Annotated in this window: 15 protein-coding genes and 1 tRNA gene; 11 read left to right on the top strand and 5 right to left on the bottom strand. The window is 72.6% G+C overall.

Going from position 1 to position 19,399, the window contains the following annotated elements; translation table 11 throughout:
• The first annotated feature begins 86 nt into the window (after window positions 1–86).
• The 7 genes from tmk to AB0898_RS00385 all read left to right on the top strand — a co-directional run bounded on the left by tmk (window position 87) and on the right by AB0898_RS00385 (window position 9,406).
• Window positions 87–3,314 (top strand): dTMP kinase, encoded by a 3,228-nt coding sequence (gene tmk / locus AB0898_RS00415; protein ID WP_366800573.1) that lies wholly within the window; start codon window positions 87–89, stop codon window positions 3,312–3,314.
• Between the two features lie 172 nt (window positions 3,315–3,486).
• Window positions 3,487–4,692, top strand: a complete 1,206-nt coding sequence (locus AB0898_RS00410) for a DNA polymerase III subunit delta' (RefSeq protein WP_366800571.1) — start codon at window positions 3,487–3,489, stop codon at window positions 4,690–4,692.
• Between the two features lie 112 nt (window positions 4,693–4,804).
• Entirely contained in the window at window positions 4,805–6,442 is a 1,638-nt protein-coding gene (locus AB0898_RS00405; protein ID WP_366800570.1) for an alpha/beta hydrolase, read from the top strand.
• Window positions 6,443–6,542: 100 nt separating this feature from the next.
• Window positions 6,543–6,616: transfer RNA gene (locus AB0898_RS00400), tRNA-Thr, on the top strand.
• Between the two features lie 153 nt (window positions 6,617–6,769).
• Window positions 6,770–7,522, top strand: a complete 753-nt coding sequence (locus tag AB0898_RS00395; protein ID WP_366800569.1) for an ATP-binding cassette domain-containing protein — start codon at window positions 6,770–6,772, stop codon at window positions 7,520–7,522.
• Window positions 7,522–8,784, top strand: coding sequence for an ABC transporter permease (locus tag AB0898_RS00390; RefSeq protein ID WP_366800568.1), 1,263 nt, complete (start codon window positions 7,522–7,524; stop codon window positions 8,782–8,784). The genes AB0898_RS00395 and AB0898_RS00390 overlap by 1 nt, the downstream gene beginning before the upstream one ends.
• Window positions 8,777–9,406 (top strand): hypothetical protein, encoded by a 630-nt coding sequence (locus AB0898_RS00385; RefSeq protein ID WP_366800566.1) that lies wholly within the window; start codon window positions 8,777–8,779, stop codon window positions 9,404–9,406. The genes AB0898_RS00390 and AB0898_RS00385 overlap by 8 nt, the downstream gene beginning before the upstream one ends.
• 93 nt (window positions 9,407–9,499) lie before the next feature.
• On the opposite strand, the gene AB0898_RS00380 is transcribed toward AB0898_RS00385, so the two are convergent.
• Together AB0898_RS00380 and AB0898_RS00375 are read right to left on the bottom strand one after the other, a co-directional pair.
• Entirely contained in the window at window positions 9,500–11,158 is a 1,659-nt protein-coding gene (locus AB0898_RS00380; RefSeq protein ID WP_366800565.1) for a bifunctional 3'-5' exonuclease/DNA polymerase, read from the bottom strand.
• Between the two features lie 144 nt (window positions 11,159–11,302).
• On the bottom strand, window positions 11,303–12,082 hold the full coding sequence (locus AB0898_RS00375) for a Clp protease N-terminal domain-containing protein (RefSeq protein ID WP_366800564.1): 780 nt from the start codon (window positions 12,080–12,082) through the stop codon (window positions 11,303–11,305).
• 161 nt (window positions 12,083–12,243) lie between these two features.
• Here AB0898_RS00375 and AB0898_RS00370 point away from each other — a divergent pair, with 161 nt between their 5' ends.
• On the top strand, window positions 12,244–13,359 hold the full coding sequence (locus tag AB0898_RS00370; RefSeq protein ID WP_366800563.1) for a DUF2786 domain-containing protein: 1,116 nt from the start codon (window positions 12,244–12,246) through the stop codon (window positions 13,357–13,359).
• An 81-nt stretch (window positions 13,360–13,440) separates the two neighbouring features.
• Here the strand turns inward: AB0898_RS00370 and AB0898_RS00365 are convergent, their stop codons facing one another.
• Complete coding sequence (locus AB0898_RS00365; protein ID WP_366800562.1) at window positions 13,441–13,965, bottom strand: DUF4232 domain-containing protein; 525 nt, start codon at window positions 13,963–13,965, stop codon at window positions 13,441–13,443.
• A gap of 810 nt (window positions 13,966–14,775) precedes the next feature.
• Complete coding sequence (locus AB0898_RS00360; RefSeq protein WP_366800561.1) at window positions 14,776–15,267, bottom strand: hypothetical protein; 492 nt, start codon at window positions 15,265–15,267, stop codon at window positions 14,776–14,778.
• 462 nt (window positions 15,268–15,729) lie between these two features.
• Between AB0898_RS00360 and AB0898_RS00355 the strand changes: the two genes are divergently transcribed.
• Window positions 15,730–15,999, top strand: coding sequence for a DUF397 domain-containing protein (locus AB0898_RS00355; protein ID WP_343245628.1), 270 nt, complete (start codon window positions 15,730–15,732; stop codon window positions 15,997–15,999).
• 68 nt (window positions 16,000–16,067) lie between these two features.
• Here AB0898_RS00355 and AB0898_RS00350 read toward each other — a convergent pair whose 3' ends face one another.
• A complete protein-coding gene (locus AB0898_RS00350) occupies window positions 16,068–16,571 on the bottom strand; it encodes an ATP-binding protein (protein ID WP_366800560.1) in 504 nt (167 codons plus the stop codon).
• 354 nt (window positions 16,572–16,925) lie between these two features.
• Here AB0898_RS00350 and AB0898_RS00345 point away from each other — a divergent pair, with 354 nt between their 5' ends.
• Window positions 16,926–17,759: a helix-turn-helix transcriptional regulator gene (locus tag AB0898_RS00345; RefSeq protein WP_366801028.1), complete on the top strand. Its 834-nt coding sequence runs from the start codon at window positions 16,926–16,928 to the stop codon at window positions 17,757–17,759.
• A 130-nt stretch (window positions 17,760–17,889) separates the two neighbouring features.
• A complete protein-coding gene (locus tag AB0898_RS00340; protein ID WP_366800559.1) occupies window positions 17,890–19,350 on the top strand; it encodes an aldehyde dehydrogenase family protein in 1,461 nt (486 codons plus the stop codon).
• Window positions 19,351–19,399: the final 49 nt, after the last annotated feature.

Genomic DNA, 19,399 nt, shown 5'->3' with positions numbered 1-19,399 from the left:
TGAGCACCCGGTGTACGTCCGGGGCAGAGCGGGACCGAGGGGGCAAGGAGGGCATGGCTGTCAGTGGCTGCGGATAGGCTGAACGCATGACGCGAGCCGAGCAGCCAACGGCCCCCACCCCAGCACCGGACGACGCACTGGTCGCGGATTCCCGCGAACGCGCCGTCCGTTCCCTGCTGCGCCGACCGGACCTGCGGCGCCTGTGCGGCGCACACCTCGTGAGCGGTACGGGCGACGCCCTGGCCCTGCTCGTGCTGGTCCTCCTGGTCCTCCAGGCGGCCGTCGCCGAGGGCGCCTTCGGCGGGGGGTACCGGGGCGTGGCCTTCGCCGTCGCGGTCGTCTTCGCGGTGCGCGTGCTGGCCACCCTGCTCTTCGGCGCCGTCCTGCTCGGCCCGCTGAGCACCCTGACTGCGCCGGACGGCCCGCTCGACCGGCGCTGGACCATGGTCGGCGCCGACGGCGTGCGCGCGGCCCTGCTGCTCGTCGCGCCCCTGTGGATCGACTGGACGCCGGACAACGCGCTGGCCGTCCTGCTCGTCACCGCCTTCGTCACCGGTGTGGCCGAGCGGCTGTGGACGGTGTGCCGCGAGAGCGCGGCCCCCGGTCTGCTGCCCGCCCCGCCGCCCGAGGGCGCCACCGTGCGCCCGCTGCCGGACCACCTGGAGGCCCTGCGCCGCCTCGCGCTGCGCACCGGCTTCCTCGCCGTCCCGCTGGCGGCCGCCGCGCTGGTCGTCGCCTCCCTGTTCAACAACCTCCTTGCCACCGGCATCACCTGGTTCGACCAGCACCACGCGGCCCTCGCGTCGTACGTCGCGGCCGGACTGTTCGCCGCCTCCCTGTCCGTGCTCAGCGCCCTGAAGCTGCCCGGTGTGCGCACCCCGCGCGCGCGGTCGCCGCTGGAGGGCCTGCGCCGCCCGCGTACCGCCGCCGGTGTGGACAAGGGGCGTACGGGCGCCGTCCTGCCGCTCGTCATCGCCTGCGCCGCCGTGGCCGGTTCCATCGCCGCCGCCGTCTCCGTGTGCGTGCTGCACGCCACCGACCTGGGCGGCGGCCCGGTGCTCTACGGCCTGCTGGTGCTCGGTCTGACCGGTGGTGTCGGCGTCGGCATCCGCACCGCGCCCGCCCTGCTGCCCTCGCTCTCGCGCCGCAGGTTCCTCGCGCTGGCCATAGCGCTCGCCGGTATCGCCCTGCTGGCCGCCGGTCTCGTCCCGGACGTCACCACGGTGCTGCTCCTGGTCACCCTGGCCGGTGTCGCCGCGGGCATCTCCGCGAACACCGGGCACGCGCTGCTCGACCAGGAGACCGAGGAGTCCCGCCGGGGCCGGATCACCGAGCACCTGCACGCGGTGGTCCGCGTCTTCATGGCGCTCGGCGTCCTGATCGCCCCCGTGGTCGCCGGGCTCATCGGCCGCCACCGGCTGGAGAGCGGCCGCTTCGTCTTCGCGCACGGCGGTGCCTCGTTCACCCTCATGCTGGTCGGCGCGCTGCTGCTGCCGATCGCCGTCCTGGTCCTCGCCAAGGTCGACGACCGCTCCGGCATCCCGCTGCGCCAGGACCTCAAGGACGCCCTGCTCGGCGGGGACGACCCGGTGACGGCCCCCGCGGCGAACGGATTCTTCATCGCCCTGGAGGGCGGCGACGGCGCCGGCAAGTCCACCCAGGCCGAGGCGCTCGCCGAGTGGATCCGCAACAAGGGCCACGAGGTCGTCCTCACCCGCGAGCCCGGCGCCACGCCCGTGGGCAAGCGGCTGCGCTCGATCCTGCTCGACGTGTCCTCGGCGGGCCTGTCCCACCGCGCGGAGGCCCTGCTCTACGCGGCCGACCGCGCCGAGCACGTGGACACCGTCGTACGGCCCGCCCTGGAGCGCGGCGCGGTCGTCATCTCGGACCGGTACATCGACTCGTCCGTCGCCTATCAGGGCGCCGGCCGCGACCTCTCCCCGACCGAGATCGCCCGCATCAACCGCTGGGCCACCCATGGTCTGGTCCCGCATCTGACCGTGCTGCTCGACGTGCCCCCGGAGACCGCCCGCGAGCGGTTCACCGAGGCGCCCGACCGGCTGGAGTCGGAGCCCGCCGAGTTCCACGCGCGCGTGCGCTCCGGTTTCCTCACCCTCGCCGCCGCCGACCCCGGCCGCTATCTGGTCGTGGACGCGGGGCAGGAGCCCGAGGCCGTCACCACCGTGATCCGGCACCGGCTCGACATCGTCCTCCCGCTCTCCGAGGCCGAGATCAAGGCCCAGGAGGAGGCCCGGAAGAAGGCCGAGGAGGACGCGCGCCGCAAGGCCGAGGAAGAGGCCGCGCGCAAGGCCGAGGAGGAGCGCCTGGAGCGCGAGCGCCAGGAGACGCTGGCCCGGCTGCGCGCCGAGGAGGAGGAGCGCAAGAAGCGCGAGCTGGAGGAGGCCCAGCGCCGCGAGGCCGAGCGCCAGGCGGAGGAGGCCAGGCGCCGCGCCGAGGAGGCCCACCGGCGCGCCGAGGAGGAGCGGCAGCGGCTGCTCGCCGAGGAGAAGGCCCGCGCCGCCGAGGAGGCCCGCCGCAGGGCGGAGGAGGAGCGCCGCCGCCGGGAGGCCGAGGAGGAGGCCCGGCTGCGCGCCGAGGCCGAGGCCCTGCGCCTGGAGAAGCAGCGCAAGGCCGAGGAGGCCCTGCTGCGCGCCGAGGAGGCCCGCCGCCACGCGGCCGAGGCTGCCGAGGCCGCCCAGGAGGCGGCCCGCCGCCGGGGCGCCCCGCGCCCCGCGGACCGGCCCGCGCCGCCGGAGGCGACGACCATGCCGACGCCCGTGATCTCGCTGAACAAGGACGACGCGCCGCGCACCGCGCCCCGCGCCGTGGACGAGACGGTCCCGACCCCGGTCATCGCCCCGGACGCGGACCGTACGGCCCTGCTGCCGCCGGTGCGCGACGAGCGCCGCGAGTCCGAGGTGACGGCCGAGGTGCCGAGGCCCCCGGCCGGCGCCGCGGACGAGACGGCCGTACTGCCCCAGGTGCCGTCCGGCGACGAGACCGCCGTACTGCCGCCGGTGCGCGGGGACGGCCGGCCGGGCCGGGTGCCGTCCGGGTACTTCCGCGACGAGCGGACCGGGGCGGGGTCCGGATCTGGGTCCGGTTCCGGTTCCGGCTCCGACGACAGCACCCGCGAGATGCCCCAGCTCGGCGCCGACGGCCGCCCGCGCCGCCCGCGTCCCGACTGGGCCGAGGAGACCCCGCTGGACGACCTGCCGTCGCTGGCGGACGAACTGCTCGGTTCGTACGACGAGCGCGAGTACGGGGCGCGTGACGAGGACGAGGGCAGGCCGGGCCGTAACCGGCGCCGCTGAGCGGGACTGAGACAGGGGGGCACCCCCGGAGCAGCACATACGGCTCCGGGGGCGCCCCTTTTCCGCTGCGTGCCCGGCGCCCGTTTTCGGCGTTGTCGGTGCTCCCCCGCACAATGGAGGCCGGATACGCGCGGGGTGACGTGCGCGGTGTGACGGAAGGGCGGCGTGACCCATGACCGTATGGGACGACCTCGTCGGGCAGGAGAAGGTCGCCGCGGTGCTCGAAGGCGCCGCGCGGGACGCCGACGCGCTCGTCACGGCCGCCTCCGCCGCCGGACCGGTGCCGGAGTCGTCGCGGATGACCCACGCCTGGCTGTTCACGGGCCCGCCCGGCGCGGGCCGCAACCAGGCGGCGCGGGCCTTCGCCGCCGCCCTCCAGTGCGTGAGCCCCGACCGCGCCCTCGGCGGCATGCCCGGCTGCGGCTTCTGCGACGGCTGTCACACCGCGCTGCTCGGTACCCACGCGGACGTGTCCTCGGTGGCCGCCGTGGGCGCGGAGATCCTGGTCAGGGACATGCGGGACACGGTCCGCAAGTCGTACACCAGCCCGGCGAACGGACGCTGGCAGATCATCCTCGTGGAGGACGCCGAGCGGCTGAACGAGAAGTCGGCCAACGCCGTCCTCAAGGCCGTCGAGGAGCCCGCCCCGCGCACGGTGTGGCTGCTGTGCGCGCCCTCCGTCGAGGACGTGCTGCCCACGATCCGCTCCCGCTGCCGCCACCTGAACCTGCGCACGCCGCCCGTGGACGCCGTCGCCGACATGCTCGTACGCCGCGACGGCGTCGAGCCCGAGGTCGCCGCGGCCGCCGCCCGCGCCACCCAGGGCCATGTCGACCGGGCCCGGCGCCTGGCCACCGACCCGGCGGCCCGCGAGCGCCGCGCCGCCGTGCTCAGGCTGCCGCTGCGGCTGAGCGAGGTCGGCGCCTGTCTGAAGGCCGCCCAGGAGCTGGTCGACGCGGCCGCCGAGGACGCCAAGCAGCTGGCCGAGGAGATGGACGGCAAGGAGTCCGAGGAGCTGAAGGCGGCGCTCGGCGCGGCCCAGGGCGGCCGTATGCCGCGCGGCACGGCGGGCGTCATGAAGGACCTGGAGGACATGCAGAAGCGCCGCAGGACCCGTACGCAGCGCGACAGCCTCGACGTGGCCCTCGGCGACCTCACCGGCTTCTACCGCGACGTCCTCGCCCTCCAGCTCGGCTCCCGCGTCGCGCTGGCCAACACCGACGCCGAGGACGCGCTCGACCGGATCGCCCGCGCCGGCTCCCCGGAGTCCACCCTGCGCCGCATCGAGGCGATCGCCGCGTGCCGGGAGGCGCTGGACCGCAATGTGGCTCCGCTGCTGGCGGTGGAGGCGATGACGATGGCGCTGCGGGCGGGGTGAACGCGCGGGGGAGGCGTCGGCGGTTTTCGCCGCCGTCCGCGCGCTGTCCCTCGTACGAGGCACGCGCCGCACCCAACGTGTCCACGCCATCGCGCAAGGTTACGCTCGCCTGATGCAGACCGAGCCTTCTCCGCGCCGGTTCCCCCGGACGCTGTCCCCGGGGTCGCGCGCGCCCCGTACCGCCGGCACCCGTGCCCGTGCCGCCGCGGCACTCCTCGCGGCCGCCGCGCTGCTGCTGACCGCCTGCTCGGCCACCGGCCCGACCGACGCCTCGGCCGCCGGCACGGTGCGGGGCGCCGTGCTGCCGCCGCTGCCCCGGGCGACACCGGCCGCGCTCGCGCCGTACTACGCCCAGCGTCCGGCCTGGCGCGCGTGCGGCGCCGCCGGCTTCGAGTGCGCGACGATCAAGGCGCCGCTCGACTACGACAAGCCCGGCTCCGGCGACGTCAAGCTCGCCCTCGTCCGCAAGAAGGCCACCGGCAAGGGCAAGCCGCTCGGCTCCCTGCTGGTGAACCCGGGCGGCCCGGGCGGCTCGGCGATCAGCTATCTGCAGCAGTACGCGGCGCTCGGCTATCCGGCCGAGGTCCGCGCCCGGTACGACATGGTCGCCATGGATCCGCGCGGGGTCGGCCAGAGTGATCCGGTCGAGTGCCTCGACGGCCGCCAGATGGACGCCTTCACCGAGACGGACCTCACCCCCGACAGCCCGAAGGAGACGGACGCGCTGGTCGCGGCGGACAAGGGGTTCGCGGAGAGCTGCGGTACGCACTCGGCGCGGCTGCTGCGGCACGTCTCCACGGTCGAGGCGGCCCGTGACATGGACATCGCGCGGGCGGTGCTCGGCGACGAGAAGCTGAACTACGTCGGCGCGTCGTACGGCACGCTGCTCGGCGCGACGTACGCCGGGCTGTTCCCGCAGCGCACCGGGCGCCTGGTGCTGGACGGCGCGATCGACCCCGCCCTGGACGCCCGCCAGGTGAACCTGGACCAGACGGCCGGCTTCGAGACGGCCTTCCAGGCGTTCTCGCGGGACTGCGTGAAGCAGACCGACTGCCCGCTGAACAGCAAGGACCACACCCCGGACCAGGTCGTACAGCGCCTGCAGTCCTTCTTCCGGCAGCTGGACGCCCACCCGATCCCGGCGGGCGACGCGGACGGCCGCGAGCTGGGCGAGTCGCTGGCGACCATCGGCGTGGTCGCGGCGATGTACGACCAGGGGCTGTGGGAGCAGCTGCGCGAGGCCCTGAAGTCGGCCATGGACGAGCGCGACGGCGCCGGCCTGCTGGCCCTCGCCGACATCTACTACGAGCGCGACGCCAAGGGGCACTACAGCAACCTGATGATGGCCAACGCGGCCGTGAACTGCCTGGACCTCCCGCCCGCCTTCTCCGGCCCGGACCAGGTCCGCCAGGCCCTCCCGGCGTTCCGCAAGGCGTCCCCGGTCTTCGGCACCAGCCTCGCCTGGGCCTCCCTGAACTGCACCTACTGGCCGGTCAAGGCCACCGGCACCCCGCACCGCATCGAGGCCGAGGGCGCCGCCCCCATCGTGGTCGTCGGCACCACCCGTGACCCCGCGACCCCGTACCGCTGGGCCCAGTCCCTCTCCCGCCAGCTCGCCTCGGCCCGCCTCCTCACCTACGAGGGCGACGGCCACACCGCCTACGGCCGCGGCAGCACCTGCGTCGACAAGGCGATCGACACCTACCTCCTGAAGGGCACCCCGCCCGCCCCCGCCAAACGCTGCACCTGACCCCACCCCCTCCGGCCCCCACCCGGGGGCCGGTACGACCACCCCTCGAACCTGTGTAGACTTACCGACGTTGCCACGCACCCCGGTGCACGCGCAGCACGCCGCTTTAGCTCAGATGGCCAGAGCAACGCACTCGTAATGCGTAGGTCTCGGGTTCGAATCCCGAAAGCGGCTCATCTGGGAACCCCAGGTCGAATTCATCGGCCTGGGGTTCCTTTTTTGTGATGTCGGCGCGGCGCCCCTGAAGTTGATGTGATCATGATGAATATGGAGAGGGCTTTACCCACCCTCCGGGCGGCACCCGGTCGCGCACGTGAAAGGAACGATGTGGAACCGATCGCGTCCCTGTCGGGTGTTTCCCAGGGCTATGGCCGGCATCAGGTGATCACCGGCCTCGACTGGGATCTCGGCGTGGGGGTCTATGGGCTACTGGGCCCCAACGGTGCGGGAAAGACGACGCTTCTCCGGACTCTCGCCACGGTCGCGCCGCCCCGGGAGGGGACTCTGGAGATCTGTGGCAGGAAGGTGCACTCCGAGCGGTCGGCGCGCGCGGCTCGCCCCGCGATCGGCTACCTTCCTCAGGAATTCGGGTACTACCCGTCCTTTTCGGTGTACGACTTCGTCCGGTATTGCGCGTGGCTGCGCGGGGTTCCCGACGGTGAGGCCCATGACGCGGCGCTGAAGGCGATCTCGTCCGTCCTTCTCGACGAACGGGCACGGGACAAGATGAAGTCCCTCTCGGGTGGCATGCTGCGCCGTGCCGGCATCGCCGCGGCCATCGTCGGCTCACCCCGGCTGCTGCTCCTGGACGAGCCGACCGTCGGACTGGACCCGGCGCAGCGCTTGCAGTTCCGCGAGCTGATCAGATCCCTGACGGGGGTGGCGATCGTGCTGAGTACACACCTTGTGGAGGACGTGGCGGCTGTTTGCGACCAGGTCGTCGTCATGCAGTCCGGAAGGTTCCTGTTCAGAGACACCCCCGAGGCCCTTACGGAGAACGCCCGGGCGGGGGTGGCGGGTGACAGCCCGTTGGAGCGCGGGTACATGGCGGCCTTGTCGGGACAGGGGGAGCTCGCCTGATGCGCATTCTCATGATGGAGTTGCGGCGCTCTCCCCTGCGATGGTGGTTCCCCGTCCTCGTCGCCCTGGACGTCGCGGTTCTTTTCGGACGGGCCCGCTGGTGGATCGGGGTCTGGCCGCAGGCCAGTGCGGCGGCCCAGATTCCCGCCTTCTATCTCGGCCCCTTTCTGGCGGCCTACACCGCCTGGGCCGCCGGCCGGATCCACCGGCTCGGCTTCGAGGACCAGCACACCGCGGGAACCAGGCCCAGATGGCAGGTGGAGGCAGCCCACATCGCGGCGGTCGCCGTTTACGGTGGCGGCGCCTATGTTGTCGGCGCGGTGGTCGCCGCGGCGGTCAGTTACCAGGACGCCGGACCCGGATTCCTGTGGCCCAGCTACCTGTTGCTGGGGGCCGCGCTCATCGTTCTGTGCATCGCCGTCGGTGACATCACCGGGCGTTGGTTCCCCTCCGCCTTCGCCGCTCCGGTCGTATGCGGTCTGGCCTGCTTCGTGGTGGTGACGATGAACGGCGGACCGCTGAAGGCCGGCCTGTTCGTTCTCTCCGGATCCCCTGCCGTGGAGGTGACTCCGGGGCGGCTTGCCGTCCGGTGGGGTCTGGCGCTTTCCGCGGTCGCCCTGGCGGTCTTCACCCCCCGCACACTGCCCGGATACACCGGCACGCGCGGAAAGGTGGCCGCCAGGCTGCCGGCCGTCGGCTGCTCGGTGCTGGTCGTCTCCTGCCTGGCGGGCGTGATCACGGCTGGACCGGTGCAGATGGCGCGAGCGAGTTCGGGTACTCCGCTGTGTACGCGTTCGGAGCCGAAGATCTGCGTATGGCCCGAAGAGCGTATGTATCTGCCGCGGCTCGAAGCGATGGCGAAGCGCATATCCGGACTTCCGCCCGCTATCAAATCCCCCTCCGTTTTCTACGAGGAGGGGCTGAGGGGTGGCAGCGGATCGGACACCGACTTCTCGATTTTCGAAGGGTCCATGTGGGAAGTGGCCGACAGCATGTCCATAGCGGTCACCCGTGAATCCACGCCGCCCTTCTGCCATGCGGTGAACAGCGGCGAGGAGGACCGGCGCACCATGGCGTACTTCGAGCTCGATTCGTGGCTCGCGGCCCGGATCTCCGGGGCCGGCCAGCCGTCCGACATCCACGGGGGGCCGCCCGGGGTCGACCAGAAGGCCATCGCAAAGCTGATCAAGCAGCCCGAGTCCGTGCAGGAAGCCTGGGCGGAGAAGTGGCTCAAGGTGATCGAAGGTACGCGCTGTGCCTGATCTCCGGGAGTCCTGGGGTCTTTACCTGCGGGCGCATCGTTTCCGTGGAATCGTCGCCGGCTGGGTCGCGGTCATCGCGTGCGATGTGGCGTTCGGGTCTGCCCGGCTCGTTTTCCCCTTCAGCGGCAGTGGCTCCTCCGCGACTCCTCTGAGGCATGAAATACCCCTCGCCCTGGCCGTGATGTCCGTAGGCGGCCTCGGCAGCGTGATGAACTCCCTGGAAGAGGGGGCGGCGAAGGGCTTCAGGCGAGTCGAGATCGCCTACCTCGCCGGGGCCGTCTCGGCGGTGACGTTGTCGCTGGTCGTGACGGAATTCTTCGTCAGCCCCGGAGGCACTGTTCTGCTGCTCGTCCGCGCCTTCCTGATCTGGGTCGGCCTCGCCTTGCTGTCCGGTCGGGCATGGGGATGGCGTTTTTCCTGGATTCTTCCCTTGGCCACGCTGTTCCCCCTGACCTACTGGCAGGTCGACGGCGCGGGACGATTCCGGTGGTGGGACTGGACGGACCAGCCCGGAACCTCGATTCCCTGCTGGGGGATCGCAGCCGGCAGCCTCCTCGCGGGCGGCATCGCGATGGCGCTGACTCCTTGGCGCGTCGCCCGGTTGCGGCGCCTGCTTCCGTAGAGCGGACAGCGGGCGGGGTGACGGCAGCCGATGGCACGTCACCTTTCGTGCGTGTGTTGCGGGTTCAGTGGTTCCGTCGGCAGGCGGGGCCGGTCATTTCGCGTCCGCGTAGCACTCCACCACTGCCGTGGTGAACGGGAAGCGGACCGGGGTGTCGCCGAAGGTGAGGCGGGCCGCGAGGGCTGAGGCTTCGCGGATGGCCTGGATGATCTGGGGGGTTTCGGCTGCGGGGCAGTGGACGATCACTTCGTCGTGCTGGAAGAAGACCAGTTCGGCGGAGAGGGGGGCGCAGGTGCGGCGGAGGGCGGCCAGGAGGAGGAGGGTCCAGTCGGCGGCGCTGCCCTGGACGACGAAGTTGCGGGTGAAGCGGCCTCGGGCGCGGGCGCTGCCGCCGTCGGGGGTGGGGGAGTCGTCGAGGGGGATGCCCGCTTCCTCGGCCGCGTCGGGGGTCGCTGTCGCGGGTGGGCAGGTGCGGCCGAGCCAGGTGCGGACCAAGCGGCCTTCCTCGCCGGCGCGGGCGGCGTCGTCCACGTAGGCGACGGCCGCGGGATAGCGGCGGCGCAGGGCGGCGAGGTTCTTGAGGCCGTCCCCTGAGGTCTGGCCGTACATCGCGCCGAGCACCGCGAGCTTGGCCTGTTCGCGGTCGCCGGAGAAGGCGCGCTCGGAGACGGACTGGTAGAGGTCGCTCTCGCGGGAGGCCACCTCCATGAGGGCCGGGTCGCGGGAGATCGCCGCGAGGACCCGGGGTTCCATCTGGTCGGCGTCGGCCACCACCAGCCGCCAGCCCGGGTCGGCCACCACCGCGCGCCGGATCACCTTGGGGATCTGCAGCGCGCCCCCGCCGTTCGTCACCCAGCGCCCGGTGACCGTGCCGCCGGCCTGGAACTCGGGCCGGAACCGCCCGTCGCGCACCCAGTCGCGCAGCCAGGACCAGCCGTGCGCCACCCAGATGCGGTACAGCCGCTTGTACTCCAGAAGGGGCTCCACCGCCGGGTGGTCCACCGAGCGCAGCTCCCAGCGGCGGGTGGACGTGACCTTGATGCCCGCCTTCGCGAACGCCTTGATCACCTCGGCGGGCAGGTCGGGGCGCACCCGGTGGCCGAAGGCCGCCGACACCTCGTCCGCCAGTTCCGCGAGACGGCGCGGCTCGCCCCCGCCCGCGTACCGCTCGCCGAGCAGGCCGTGCAGCACCTCGCGGTGCACCTCGGCGCTCCAGGGCATCCCCGTGCGGTTCAGCTCGGCGGCCACCAGCATCCCCGCCGACTCGGCCGTGGTCAGCAGGTGTATCCGGTCGGGGTGGGTGGTGCGTTCGTGTCTTCGCTGCTGGTCGGCGTAGACCTCGAGGAGGTCGTGCAACGGCATGTGCGCGGTCGCCGCCTCGAAGAGGGTGGACTGGTCGCCCCGGTCCGCCGGGCGCTGCGGCGGGTCGGGCGGTACGGGACCGCCCCGGAGGCGGGCCAGGGCGGCGGCGGCCGAGCGTGGCTCGCCGTGCCGGCCCTCGTGGCCCAGCAGGAGTGTCTCGGCGTCCTCGATGTCGTAGCACCGCTCGACTCGCACCCCCGTGGCGAGCAGTCGCGGGTAGACCTCGGCAGTCGACCGCCACACCCAGCGCGTCACCTCCGGGCGGCTCCGCACCGCCTCCGCGAGATCGCTCTCGCGACGCACCGGACCGGCGGGCAGCCCGTCCGGACCGAGGGGGGCGACGTCCACGCCACCGTCCTCGGCCGGAGCGAGTGCCCACCGGTCGGTCATGTACGAGAGTGTGTCAGGGGGGTCTGACAATGGGGGTGACCTGCGGGTTCAGGGCAGGGGCCCGTCCGTCGGGTTCAGGGCGCGGGGCCTCTCAGCCGGGTTCAGGGCGGGGGCCCCTCGGCGCAGGGCCCCCGCCGCGCACGGTCAGTCCTGCGTCGCGTCCCCCTCCGCGTCGTCCGGATGCGCCGGCGCCGACTCCGCCTTCTGCTGCTCAAGGAGCGCCGCCAGCACCCCGCTCACGTACTGCTCGCTCGCGTCCTTGGTGATGCCGAGCCCGCTGAGGACGCCCTCGCCGTTCTCGTGCTCCAGCAGGGCCAGCAGGATGTGCTCGGTGCCGACGTAGTTGTGGCCGAGGCGGAGCGCCTCGCGGAAGGTCAGCTCCAGGACCTTCTTGGCGTCGGGGCCGTAGGGGATGAGCTCGGGGATGTCCTCGGCCTCCGGCGGGAGCGCGGCGGTCGCGGCCTGGCGTACGGCGTCCAGGGGGACGCCCTGTTCGGTGATCGCCTTCGCGGCCAGGCCCTCCGGCTCGGCCAGCAGGCCGAGGACCAGGTGCTCGGGGCGGCCCTCGGGGTTGCGGGCCGCCACGGACTCGTTGTGCGCGGCCATGACCACCGCCCGCGCGCGCGGGGTGTAGCGGCTGAAGCCCTGGCTCAGGTCGAGGTCCGCCGACTCCTTCGCGACGAACCGCTTCTGCGCCGCCTGCCGGGTCACACCCATGCTCTTGCCGATGTCGGTCCAGGACGCGCCCGAACGGCGGGCCTGGTCCACGAAGTGACCGATCAGATGGTCGGCCACGTCTCCGAGGTGATCGGCGGCGATCACCGCGTCCTGGAGCTGGTCGAGGGGTTCGGGGTGCACCTTCTTGATGGCCGCGATGAGGTCGTCGAGGCGCACGGATGACGTGATGTTGGGGTTGGTCGCCATGTGTCAACCGTAAGTTGACACCCCCTCATTGTCAACCCGTGGTTGACATGTGTTCGGGGGTGCGGCGCGTATTCGGATGGCGGCCGCGATCGGCCACACTTGTCCACAGGCTGTGGACAAGTTTTGGCGGGCTGTCGGTCCCTCGTGGCACGATCGACGACGTGACCAGCACTGCCAGCACCGTCGAGCGCGCTTTCCGGGCCGCCCTCTACGACGATTCCGACGCCGGACTCGACACCGGCGCGTCCCTGCTCGCCGCCGACCCCGTCGCCGACGCGGAACTCGGGCGGCGCGGCGAGGAGTTCGTCGCCACGGCCTGGCGGCGCGGCTGGCAGCCCGCCGACGTCGTACGGCTCGTACGGCGGGAGCTGGACGACCTCCACCTGCGGCTCGTGGCCGCCCTGATCCGGACCCAGGCGGGCGACGACCGGGCGCGCGGGCCCCGCTGGACCGCGCAGCTCGACGCCCTCGCCGAGCACACGGCGGCCCCCGCGCGCGGAGGCGACCGGTTCTCGCACGCCACCGCCGTCCTGGAGCTGTACCGCCTGCTGCTGCGGCTGCCCGCCCTGGAGCCGCTGGAGGAACCCCGCCGGGCCGCGAGCCCGGAGGCGTCCCGCACCCTCGGCCGTATCCGCGCGCTGCTCGCCAAGGCCGAGGCGACCCCCTACCCGGAGGAGGCGGAGGCGCTGACCGCCAAGGCGCAGGAGCTGACGGCCCGGTACAGCGTGGACGAGGCGCTGCTCGCGGCCGCCGCGCCCGCGCCGGACGCGCCCGGAGCCTGCCGGATAGGCGTCGAGCCGCCGTACGAGCAGGCCAAGGCGGTCCTGCTGGACGCGGTCGCCCGCGCCAACCACTGCCGTGCGGTGTGGAACGAACCGCTCGCCTTCTCCACGGTCGTCGGTTTCGAGGCGGACCTGGAGGCGGTCGAGCTGCTGTACACCTCGCTGCTGGTGCAGGCCACGCACGCGATGGCCAGGGCGGAGGCGGCGCAGCGGGCGGGCGGCCGCAAGCGCACCAAGACCTTCCGGCAGTCCTTCCTCGCGGCCTACGCCCACCGCGTCGGCGACCGGCTCGCGGCGGCCGCCGAGACCCAGGTCTCCCAGGACCTGCTGCCCGTTCTGGCCACCCGCGAGATAGCCGTCACCGACCGGATGGAGCGCCTGTTCCCGGAGACCACCACGACCCGGCTGCGCGGGATCACCGACGAGGCCGGGTGGACGGAGGGCGCCCGCGCGGCCGACGAGGCACAGGTGCGGGCGCGGCGCCGGCTGGGGTGACGGCCCGCGCGCGGTACGGCTTTGCCGGTCGCCTACGGCTTCGGCGCTCGCCTACGGCTTCATCGGTCGCCAGCGGCCGTGTCAGTCGCCGGCCTGCTGGAAGGCGCTGACGGACGCGTCCGGGGCGGTCTTGCCCGCCTTGGCCGCGACCGGGCCGTACTTCCACGGGAAGCTCTGCGGTTCGCCGCCGCCCGGCAGGGTGATCTCGATGGTGGCCGCCTTCGCGCCCTTCGCGGCGTCCGCGCCCCGCACGTAGCTGATGGTGAAGTTGGCCGAGTCGCCCTTGGCGAGCTTCAGCTTCTGCGCCGTCGCGCCCTCCTGGACGGGCAGCTTCTCCGTGCGGCCGTCCTGATGGAGGGTGACGCCGGGGAAATGGTCCAGGACGCAGGGCGCGCTCTGGTTGGTGATGCTCACCGGCACCTGGCCGCTGTCCCCGGCGGCGGGGGCGACGCTCGCGGAGCCGACCTGGAGGGAGACCGCACCGGCCGCGCAGGCCGCACCGGCCTTGCTCTCGGAGCCGGCCGCCCCGCTGCCGCCGCCGTTGTCGCAGGCGGTCAGGGCGAGAGCGGCGGCGAGGGCGGTCAGGGTGAGCGGAATGGCGCGCATGAACTGGTCCCATCGAGGGTCGTGACGGTCTCCCCGCATCATCGCCCCTGCGCGCACCACCCGAGCACGCGCCCCCGGCGGATTCACCGCTTCAGGCAGGATTCCGCCCGCCCCCGGGCACGGGCACCCCGGACCGCGTATGGGGCACCCCGCCCGCGTACGGGCCGACCGACTCCGCGGCCCTCGGCCGGCCCGGCGGCGCTCGGTCGGCTCCGCCGCCCTCGCCTGGCCAGCCTGCCCTCGGCCGGGCCGACCGCCCTCGGTTGGCCCGGCTGCCCCCGGCCGGCTCTGCGGCCCTCGGCCGGCTCGGTGCTCGGTCGGCTCCGCTGCCCTCGGCTGGACCGGCTGCTCTCGGCAGGCCCGACCGCCCTCGGCCGGGCCGGCCGCTCTTGGCAGGCCCGACCGCCCTCGGCTGGACCGGCCGCTCTTGGCAGGCCCGACCGCCCTCGGCTGGACCGGCTGCTCTCGGCTGGACCGGCTGCTCTCGGCTGGACCGGCTGCTCTCGGCTGGACCGGCTGCTCTCGGCAGGCCCGACCGCCCTCGGCTGGACCGGCTGCTCTCGGCCGGGCCGACTGCTCTCGGCCGGGCCGACTGCTCTCGGCCGGGCCGACTGCTCTCGGCAGGCTCGACCGCTCTCAGTCGGCAGGCCCGACCGCCCTCAGCCGGCCCGACCGCTCTTAGCTGGCCCGGCTGCCCTCGGTAGGCTCTGCCGGCCTCGGCTGCCCTCGGCTGCCCTCGGCTGGCTCCGCTGGCCCGGCTGGCCCGGCTGCCCTCAGCCGGCCCCGCCGCCCCCCGGCCGCCCCGCCCGCCTACTGCCCCAGCCCCGAAGCCAGCCCCGAAGGCAGCGCCCCGCCCTCCGCCTTCGTGTACGTCTCCTTCGCCGGGCCTCCCGACCAGGTGATCTTCAGGGAGTCCTTGGTCGCGGAGTCGACCATGCCCGTGCCGCGGTGGCCGGCGTCGCCCTTGCAGGTCAGGTGGATCATCCGCATGCCCGACACCTTGGCCGCCGTGCCGCTGCACACGGCGCCGCCGGTCGCGAAGAGGCCCGCCTGCTTGCCGTTGATCACCAGGGCCACGATCCGGCCGCCGCCGGTGGCGACCCAGCTGCCCTGGAGCTCCGCGACGCCACCGGCGGCAACGGCCCCGCCCCCGGAAGCGGAAGCGGAGGCCGTGGGCGTGGCGCCCGCCGTGGCGGAGCCGTCCGAGCTGCCCCCGCCCCCGCCGCCCCCGGAACACCCCGTCAGCACCAGCGCGCCGATCACCCCGGCGGCCACGGCCGCGGCCGCCGCACCGGCCCGCACCCGCGCCGCACCCGTACCCCTGCCGCCCCTGATGCCCCAACAGGCAGCCGTACCCGTCCCCGTACCCATAGCCCCAGTCACGTCACGCTCCCAAGCCGTAGCGGGTCGCCCGGGGCGGGAGCCCGCGGACGGGCAGCAAGTTACCAGCCGTTACCCCAGCGCAGGCGGCTGGAATTGGCCGCTCGGGCGGGGAACAGGAACCGTCCCGCGCGCGTCTCTTCCTGGTGCGTGAACCGGGCGGCATGCGGTCTCGTATCCCGGGCAGACGGGCAAGGGCTTCGGTAAAGCGGGCGTCAAGGCTGTAATCGCGGGAACACCCCGCGTGCACGTGCATCTGCTCATTCACTTGCATGTGAACAGGGTTATGATCCGGGTCGGTTGATCGCGGCATCTACTGACCACAGCACCAATGACCACGGCCTTTGCGGCCACATCAGACAGTGCACCACCGGGGAGCGACCTGTGGACCACTACGTTGACAGCGTGTACGGGGGGTACGACGTGTACAACGGCATGGCTGCCACGCAGCTGGTCGGCGTGGCCTGGCAGAAGAGCAGGCACAGCAACTCCCAGGGATCCTGCGTGGAGTTCGCGAGACTGCCCGGCGGTGAGGTGGCCGTCCGCAACTCCCGCTTCCCCGACGGCCCCGCGCTGGTCTACACGCGTGCCGAGATCGAGGCCATGCTCCTCGGCATCAAGGACGGCGAGTTCGACCACCTGATCGCGAGCTGACAACAGGCCCGTACGGCACGGGCGTTGGCAACGATGTCGGGAAGCGGGCGTGCGTACGGAAGCCGGCCTCAGTCCGCCCGCTCACCCGTGTGCGGCAGGAACAGCGCCCACACCATCTTGCCGCTCAGCGCGCCCGCCAGCGGATGCCAGCCCCAGCCGTCCGCGAAGGAGTCCACGAGGAACAGCCCCCGGCCCGACTCGGCGGAGAAGTCGTCGGACTCGCGGGGCACCGGGGTGTCGTGGCTGGGGTCGCGCACCGCGCACACCAGCCGCCCCGTCCAGCGCATCAGATGCAGCCGCACCGGTGCGGAACCGGGCCCCGGACAGTCGTCCGTACCCGCGTCCACGTCCTCGCCGGGCAGCGCGTGCCGCAGCGCGTTGGTGACGAGTTCGGAGACGACGAGCGCGATGTCCTCGGAGCGCTCGCCCACGTCCCAGCGTTCCAGGGTGGCCCGGGTGAACCGCCGTGCCTCGCGCACCGCTTCGTAGCGGGCGGGCAGGGCGCAGGAGGCGGCCTCGGAGACGGCGGTGGGGTCCAGTGGGGGAAGGCCCTGCCGTAACGGCTTGAGCATGGTCGATCCATTCGTTCCCATGCGAGGCACTCCCGGGAATTCGCGGTCGTTGCGATGCAGCGGTGGCGCGGCCCCATGGTTTCGGATGCGCACAGCAGATGCAAGGGCAGATGCACGTGCACGCGGCCGAATTGGGCCCGCGCGTACCGCTTCTTGGCCATTTTTTCCGCCATCCTGGCCCCAACTTCCCTTCAGGACCGTGACCCTGGCATAGGAGGAACGGTTGACCTCTTTCCGTTTCTGTAACCGAACGAGTACTGCTCGAAGTGTTTTAGTGGCAGACTGCGGCATCTGAAGACGGTTGGGGAGGCTGGCGAAGTGAGCGCGGGAGAGCCCGGATCGGTGGTGCGGCGGATGCTGCTCGGCTCGCAACTCAGGCGGCTGCGCGAGGCGCGGGGCATCACGCGCGAGGCGGCGGGTTACTCGATCCGCGCCTCCGAGTCCAAGATCAGCCGGATGGAGCTCGGCCGTGTGAGCTTCAAGACCAGGGACGTCGAAGACCTGTTGACGCTCTACGGCGTCGACGAAGAGGCGGAGCGCGAGTCGCTGCTCTCCCTCGCCCGGGAGGCCAACGTGGCGGGCTGGTGGCACAGTTACAGCGACGTGCTGCCCAGCTGGTTCCCCACCTACGTCGGCCTGGAGGGCGCCGCCCACCTCATCCGGGTCTACGAGGTCCAGTTCGTGCACGGCCTGCTCCAGACCGAGGAGTACGCGCGCGCGGTGGTCCGGCGCGGCATGAAGGGCGCGAGCACCGCCGACGTGGAGCGCCGGGTCGCGCTGCGCCTGGAGCGGCAGAAGCATCTGCTGGCCGACGACCCCGAGGGCGCCCCCGAGTTCCATATCGTCCTGGACGAGGCCGCGCTGCGCCGCCCGTACGGCGACCGCGAGGTGATGCGCGGGCAGCTCAAGCATCTGATCGAGGTCTCCGAGCGGCCCAACGTACGGCTCCAGGTCATGCCGTTCGGCCTCGGCGGGCACTCCGGGGAGAGCGGCGCCTTCACCCTGCTCAGCTTCCCCGAGTCCGACCTTTCCGACGTGGTCTACGTCGAGCAGCTGACCAGCGCGCTGTACCTGGACAAGCGCGAGGACGTCCTCCAGTACGAGCAGGCGCTCAAGGAGCTCCAGCAGGACAGCCCCGGGCCGGCCGAGAGCCGGGACATCCTCCGGGGACTCCTTCAGCTCACCTGACTTCAACTCACCTGACAAAAAAGGTCTGTTGATGCACCTGCGGGTCTCCGGGCCCCCTGGTGCGTCAGTACGATTGCCTGTGATCAGACCCCGGCGTGGCAGTGTCGTCCGCTAGCGAGTGAGGGATCACATGGCGTCCTATTTCGAGGAACTGGCCCAGCAGTACATCGACGGTCAATGGCGTACGGGAAGCGGCTCCTGGGACGTCATCGACTTCAACCCCTACGACGACGAGAAGCTGGCCTCGATCACGGTCGCCACCGTCGAGGAGGTCGACGACGCCTACCGCGCCGCCGAGCGCGCGCAGAAGAAGTGGGCCGAGACCAACGCCTACGCCCGCCGCGCGGTGTTCGAGCGGGCGCTCGCGCTGATCGAGGAGCGCGAGGAGGAGATCGCCGAGCTGATCGTCGCGGAACTCGGCGGCACCCGGGTGAAGGCGGGCTTCGAGCTGCACCTCGCCAAGGAGTTCCTGCGCGAGGCGATCCACCTGGCGCTGCGCCCCGAGGGCAAGATCCTGCCCTCTCCGGCCGACGGCAAGGAGAACCGCGTCTACCGGGTGCCGGTGGGTGTCGTGGGCGTGATCAGCCCGTTCAACTTCCCCTTCCTGCTGTCCCTCAAGTCGGTCGCCCCGGCGCTGGCGCTCGGCAACGGCGTCGTGCTCAAGCCGCACCAGAACACCCCGGTGGCGGGCGGCACGCTGATCGCGAAGCTCTTCGAGGACGCGGGGCTGCCCGGCGGGCTGCTCAACGTCGTCGTGACCGACATCGCGGAGATCGGGGACGCCTTCATCGAGCACCCGGTGCCCCGGGTCATCTCCTTCACCGGCTCCGACAAGACCGGCCGCCATGTGGCGACCGTCTGCGCAGCCCACTTCAAGCGCGCGGTGCTCGAACTCGGCGGCAACAGCGCCCTGGTGGTCCTGGACGACGCCGATCTCGACTACGCGGTGGACGCGGCGGTCTTCAGCCGCTTCGTGCACCAGGGCCAGGTGTGCATGGCGGCCAACCGGGTCCTCGTGGACCGCTCGGTGGCCGAGGAGTTCACCGAGAAGTTCGTCGCCAAGGTGCGCTCGCTGCCGGTGGGCGACCCGCGCGACCCCGGCACCGTCATCGGCCCGGTCATCAACTCGGCCCAGGCGAAGGCGCTTTCGCAGGTGGTCGAGCAGGCCGTCGGCGAAGGCGGCACGGCTCTGGTGCGCGGCACCGTCGAGGGCAACCTGGTCGCGCCCAGCGTGCTCACCGGCCTGCCCGAGAACTCGCCCCTGCTGCGGCAGGAGGTCTTCGGCCCGGTCGTCTTCCTCGTGCCGTTCGACGGCGAGGAGGAGGCGGTACGGCTCGTCAACGACACGCCGTACGGGCTCAGCGGCGCGGTCCACACCGGGGACATCGAGCGCGGCGTGGCCTTCGCGCGGCGGATCGACACCGGGATGTTCCATGTGAACGACGGCACCGTGCACGACGAGCCGCTGGTCCCGTTCGGCGGCGAGAAGCACTCGGGCCTCGGCCGGCTGAACGGCGAGACGACCGTGGAGGCCTTCACCACCACCAAGTGGATCTCGGTCCAGCACGGGCGCAGCGGCTTCCCGTTCTGAGGCACCCGGCGTACGACACCCGACGCCACGGACCATTGAGGACAGGATC

The organism is Streptomyces sp. NPDC005435 (genome assembly GCF_040703155.1).
Lineage (GTDB): Bacteria > Actinomycetota > Actinomycetes > Streptomycetales > Streptomycetaceae > Streptomyces.
This window is presented reverse-complemented; position numbering and strand designations above follow the sequence as displayed.

What these genes read in the sequence shown, in the direction of transcription:
- tmk (WP_366800573.1), top strand. Translation starts at nt 87, where the DNA reads ATGACGCGAGCCGAGCAGCCAACGGCCCCCACCCCAGCACCGGACGAC.
- AB0898_RS00345 (WP_366801028.1), top strand. Translation starts at nt 16,926, where the DNA reads ATGCTGCTCGGCTCGCAACTCAGGCGGCTGCGCGAGGCGCGGGGCATC.
- AB0898_RS00350 (WP_366800560.1), bottom strand. Translation starts at nt 16,571, where the DNA reads ATGCTCAAGCCGTTACGGCAGGGCCTTCCCCCACTGGACCCCACCGCC.
- AB0898_RS00405 (WP_366800570.1), top strand. Translation starts at nt 4,805, where the DNA reads ATGCAGACCGAGCCTTCTCCGCGCCGGTTCCCCCGGACGCTGTCCCCG.
- AB0898_RS00375 (WP_366800564.1), bottom strand. Translation starts at nt 12,082, where the DNA reads ATGGCGACCAACCCCAACATCACGTCATCCGTGCGCCTCGACGACCTC.
- AB0898_RS00410 (WP_366800571.1), top strand. Translation starts at nt 3,487, where the DNA reads ATGACCGTATGGGACGACCTCGTCGGGCAGGAGAAGGTCGCCGCGGTG.
- AB0898_RS00390 (WP_366800568.1), top strand. Translation starts at nt 7,522, where the DNA reads ATGCGCATTCTCATGATGGAGTTGCGGCGCTCTCCCCTGCGATGGTGG.
- AB0898_RS00380 (WP_366800565.1), bottom strand. Translation starts at nt 11,158, where the DNA reads ATGACCGACCGGTGGGCACTCGCTCCGGCCGAGGACGGTGGCGTGGAC.
- AB0898_RS00365 (WP_366800562.1), bottom strand. Translation starts at nt 13,965, where the DNA reads ATGCGCGCCATTCCGCTCACCCTGACCGCCCTCGCCGCCGCTCTCGCC.
- AB0898_RS00340 (WP_366800559.1), top strand. Translation starts at nt 17,890, where the DNA reads ATGGCGTCCTATTTCGAGGAACTGGCCCAGCAGTACATCGACGGTCAA.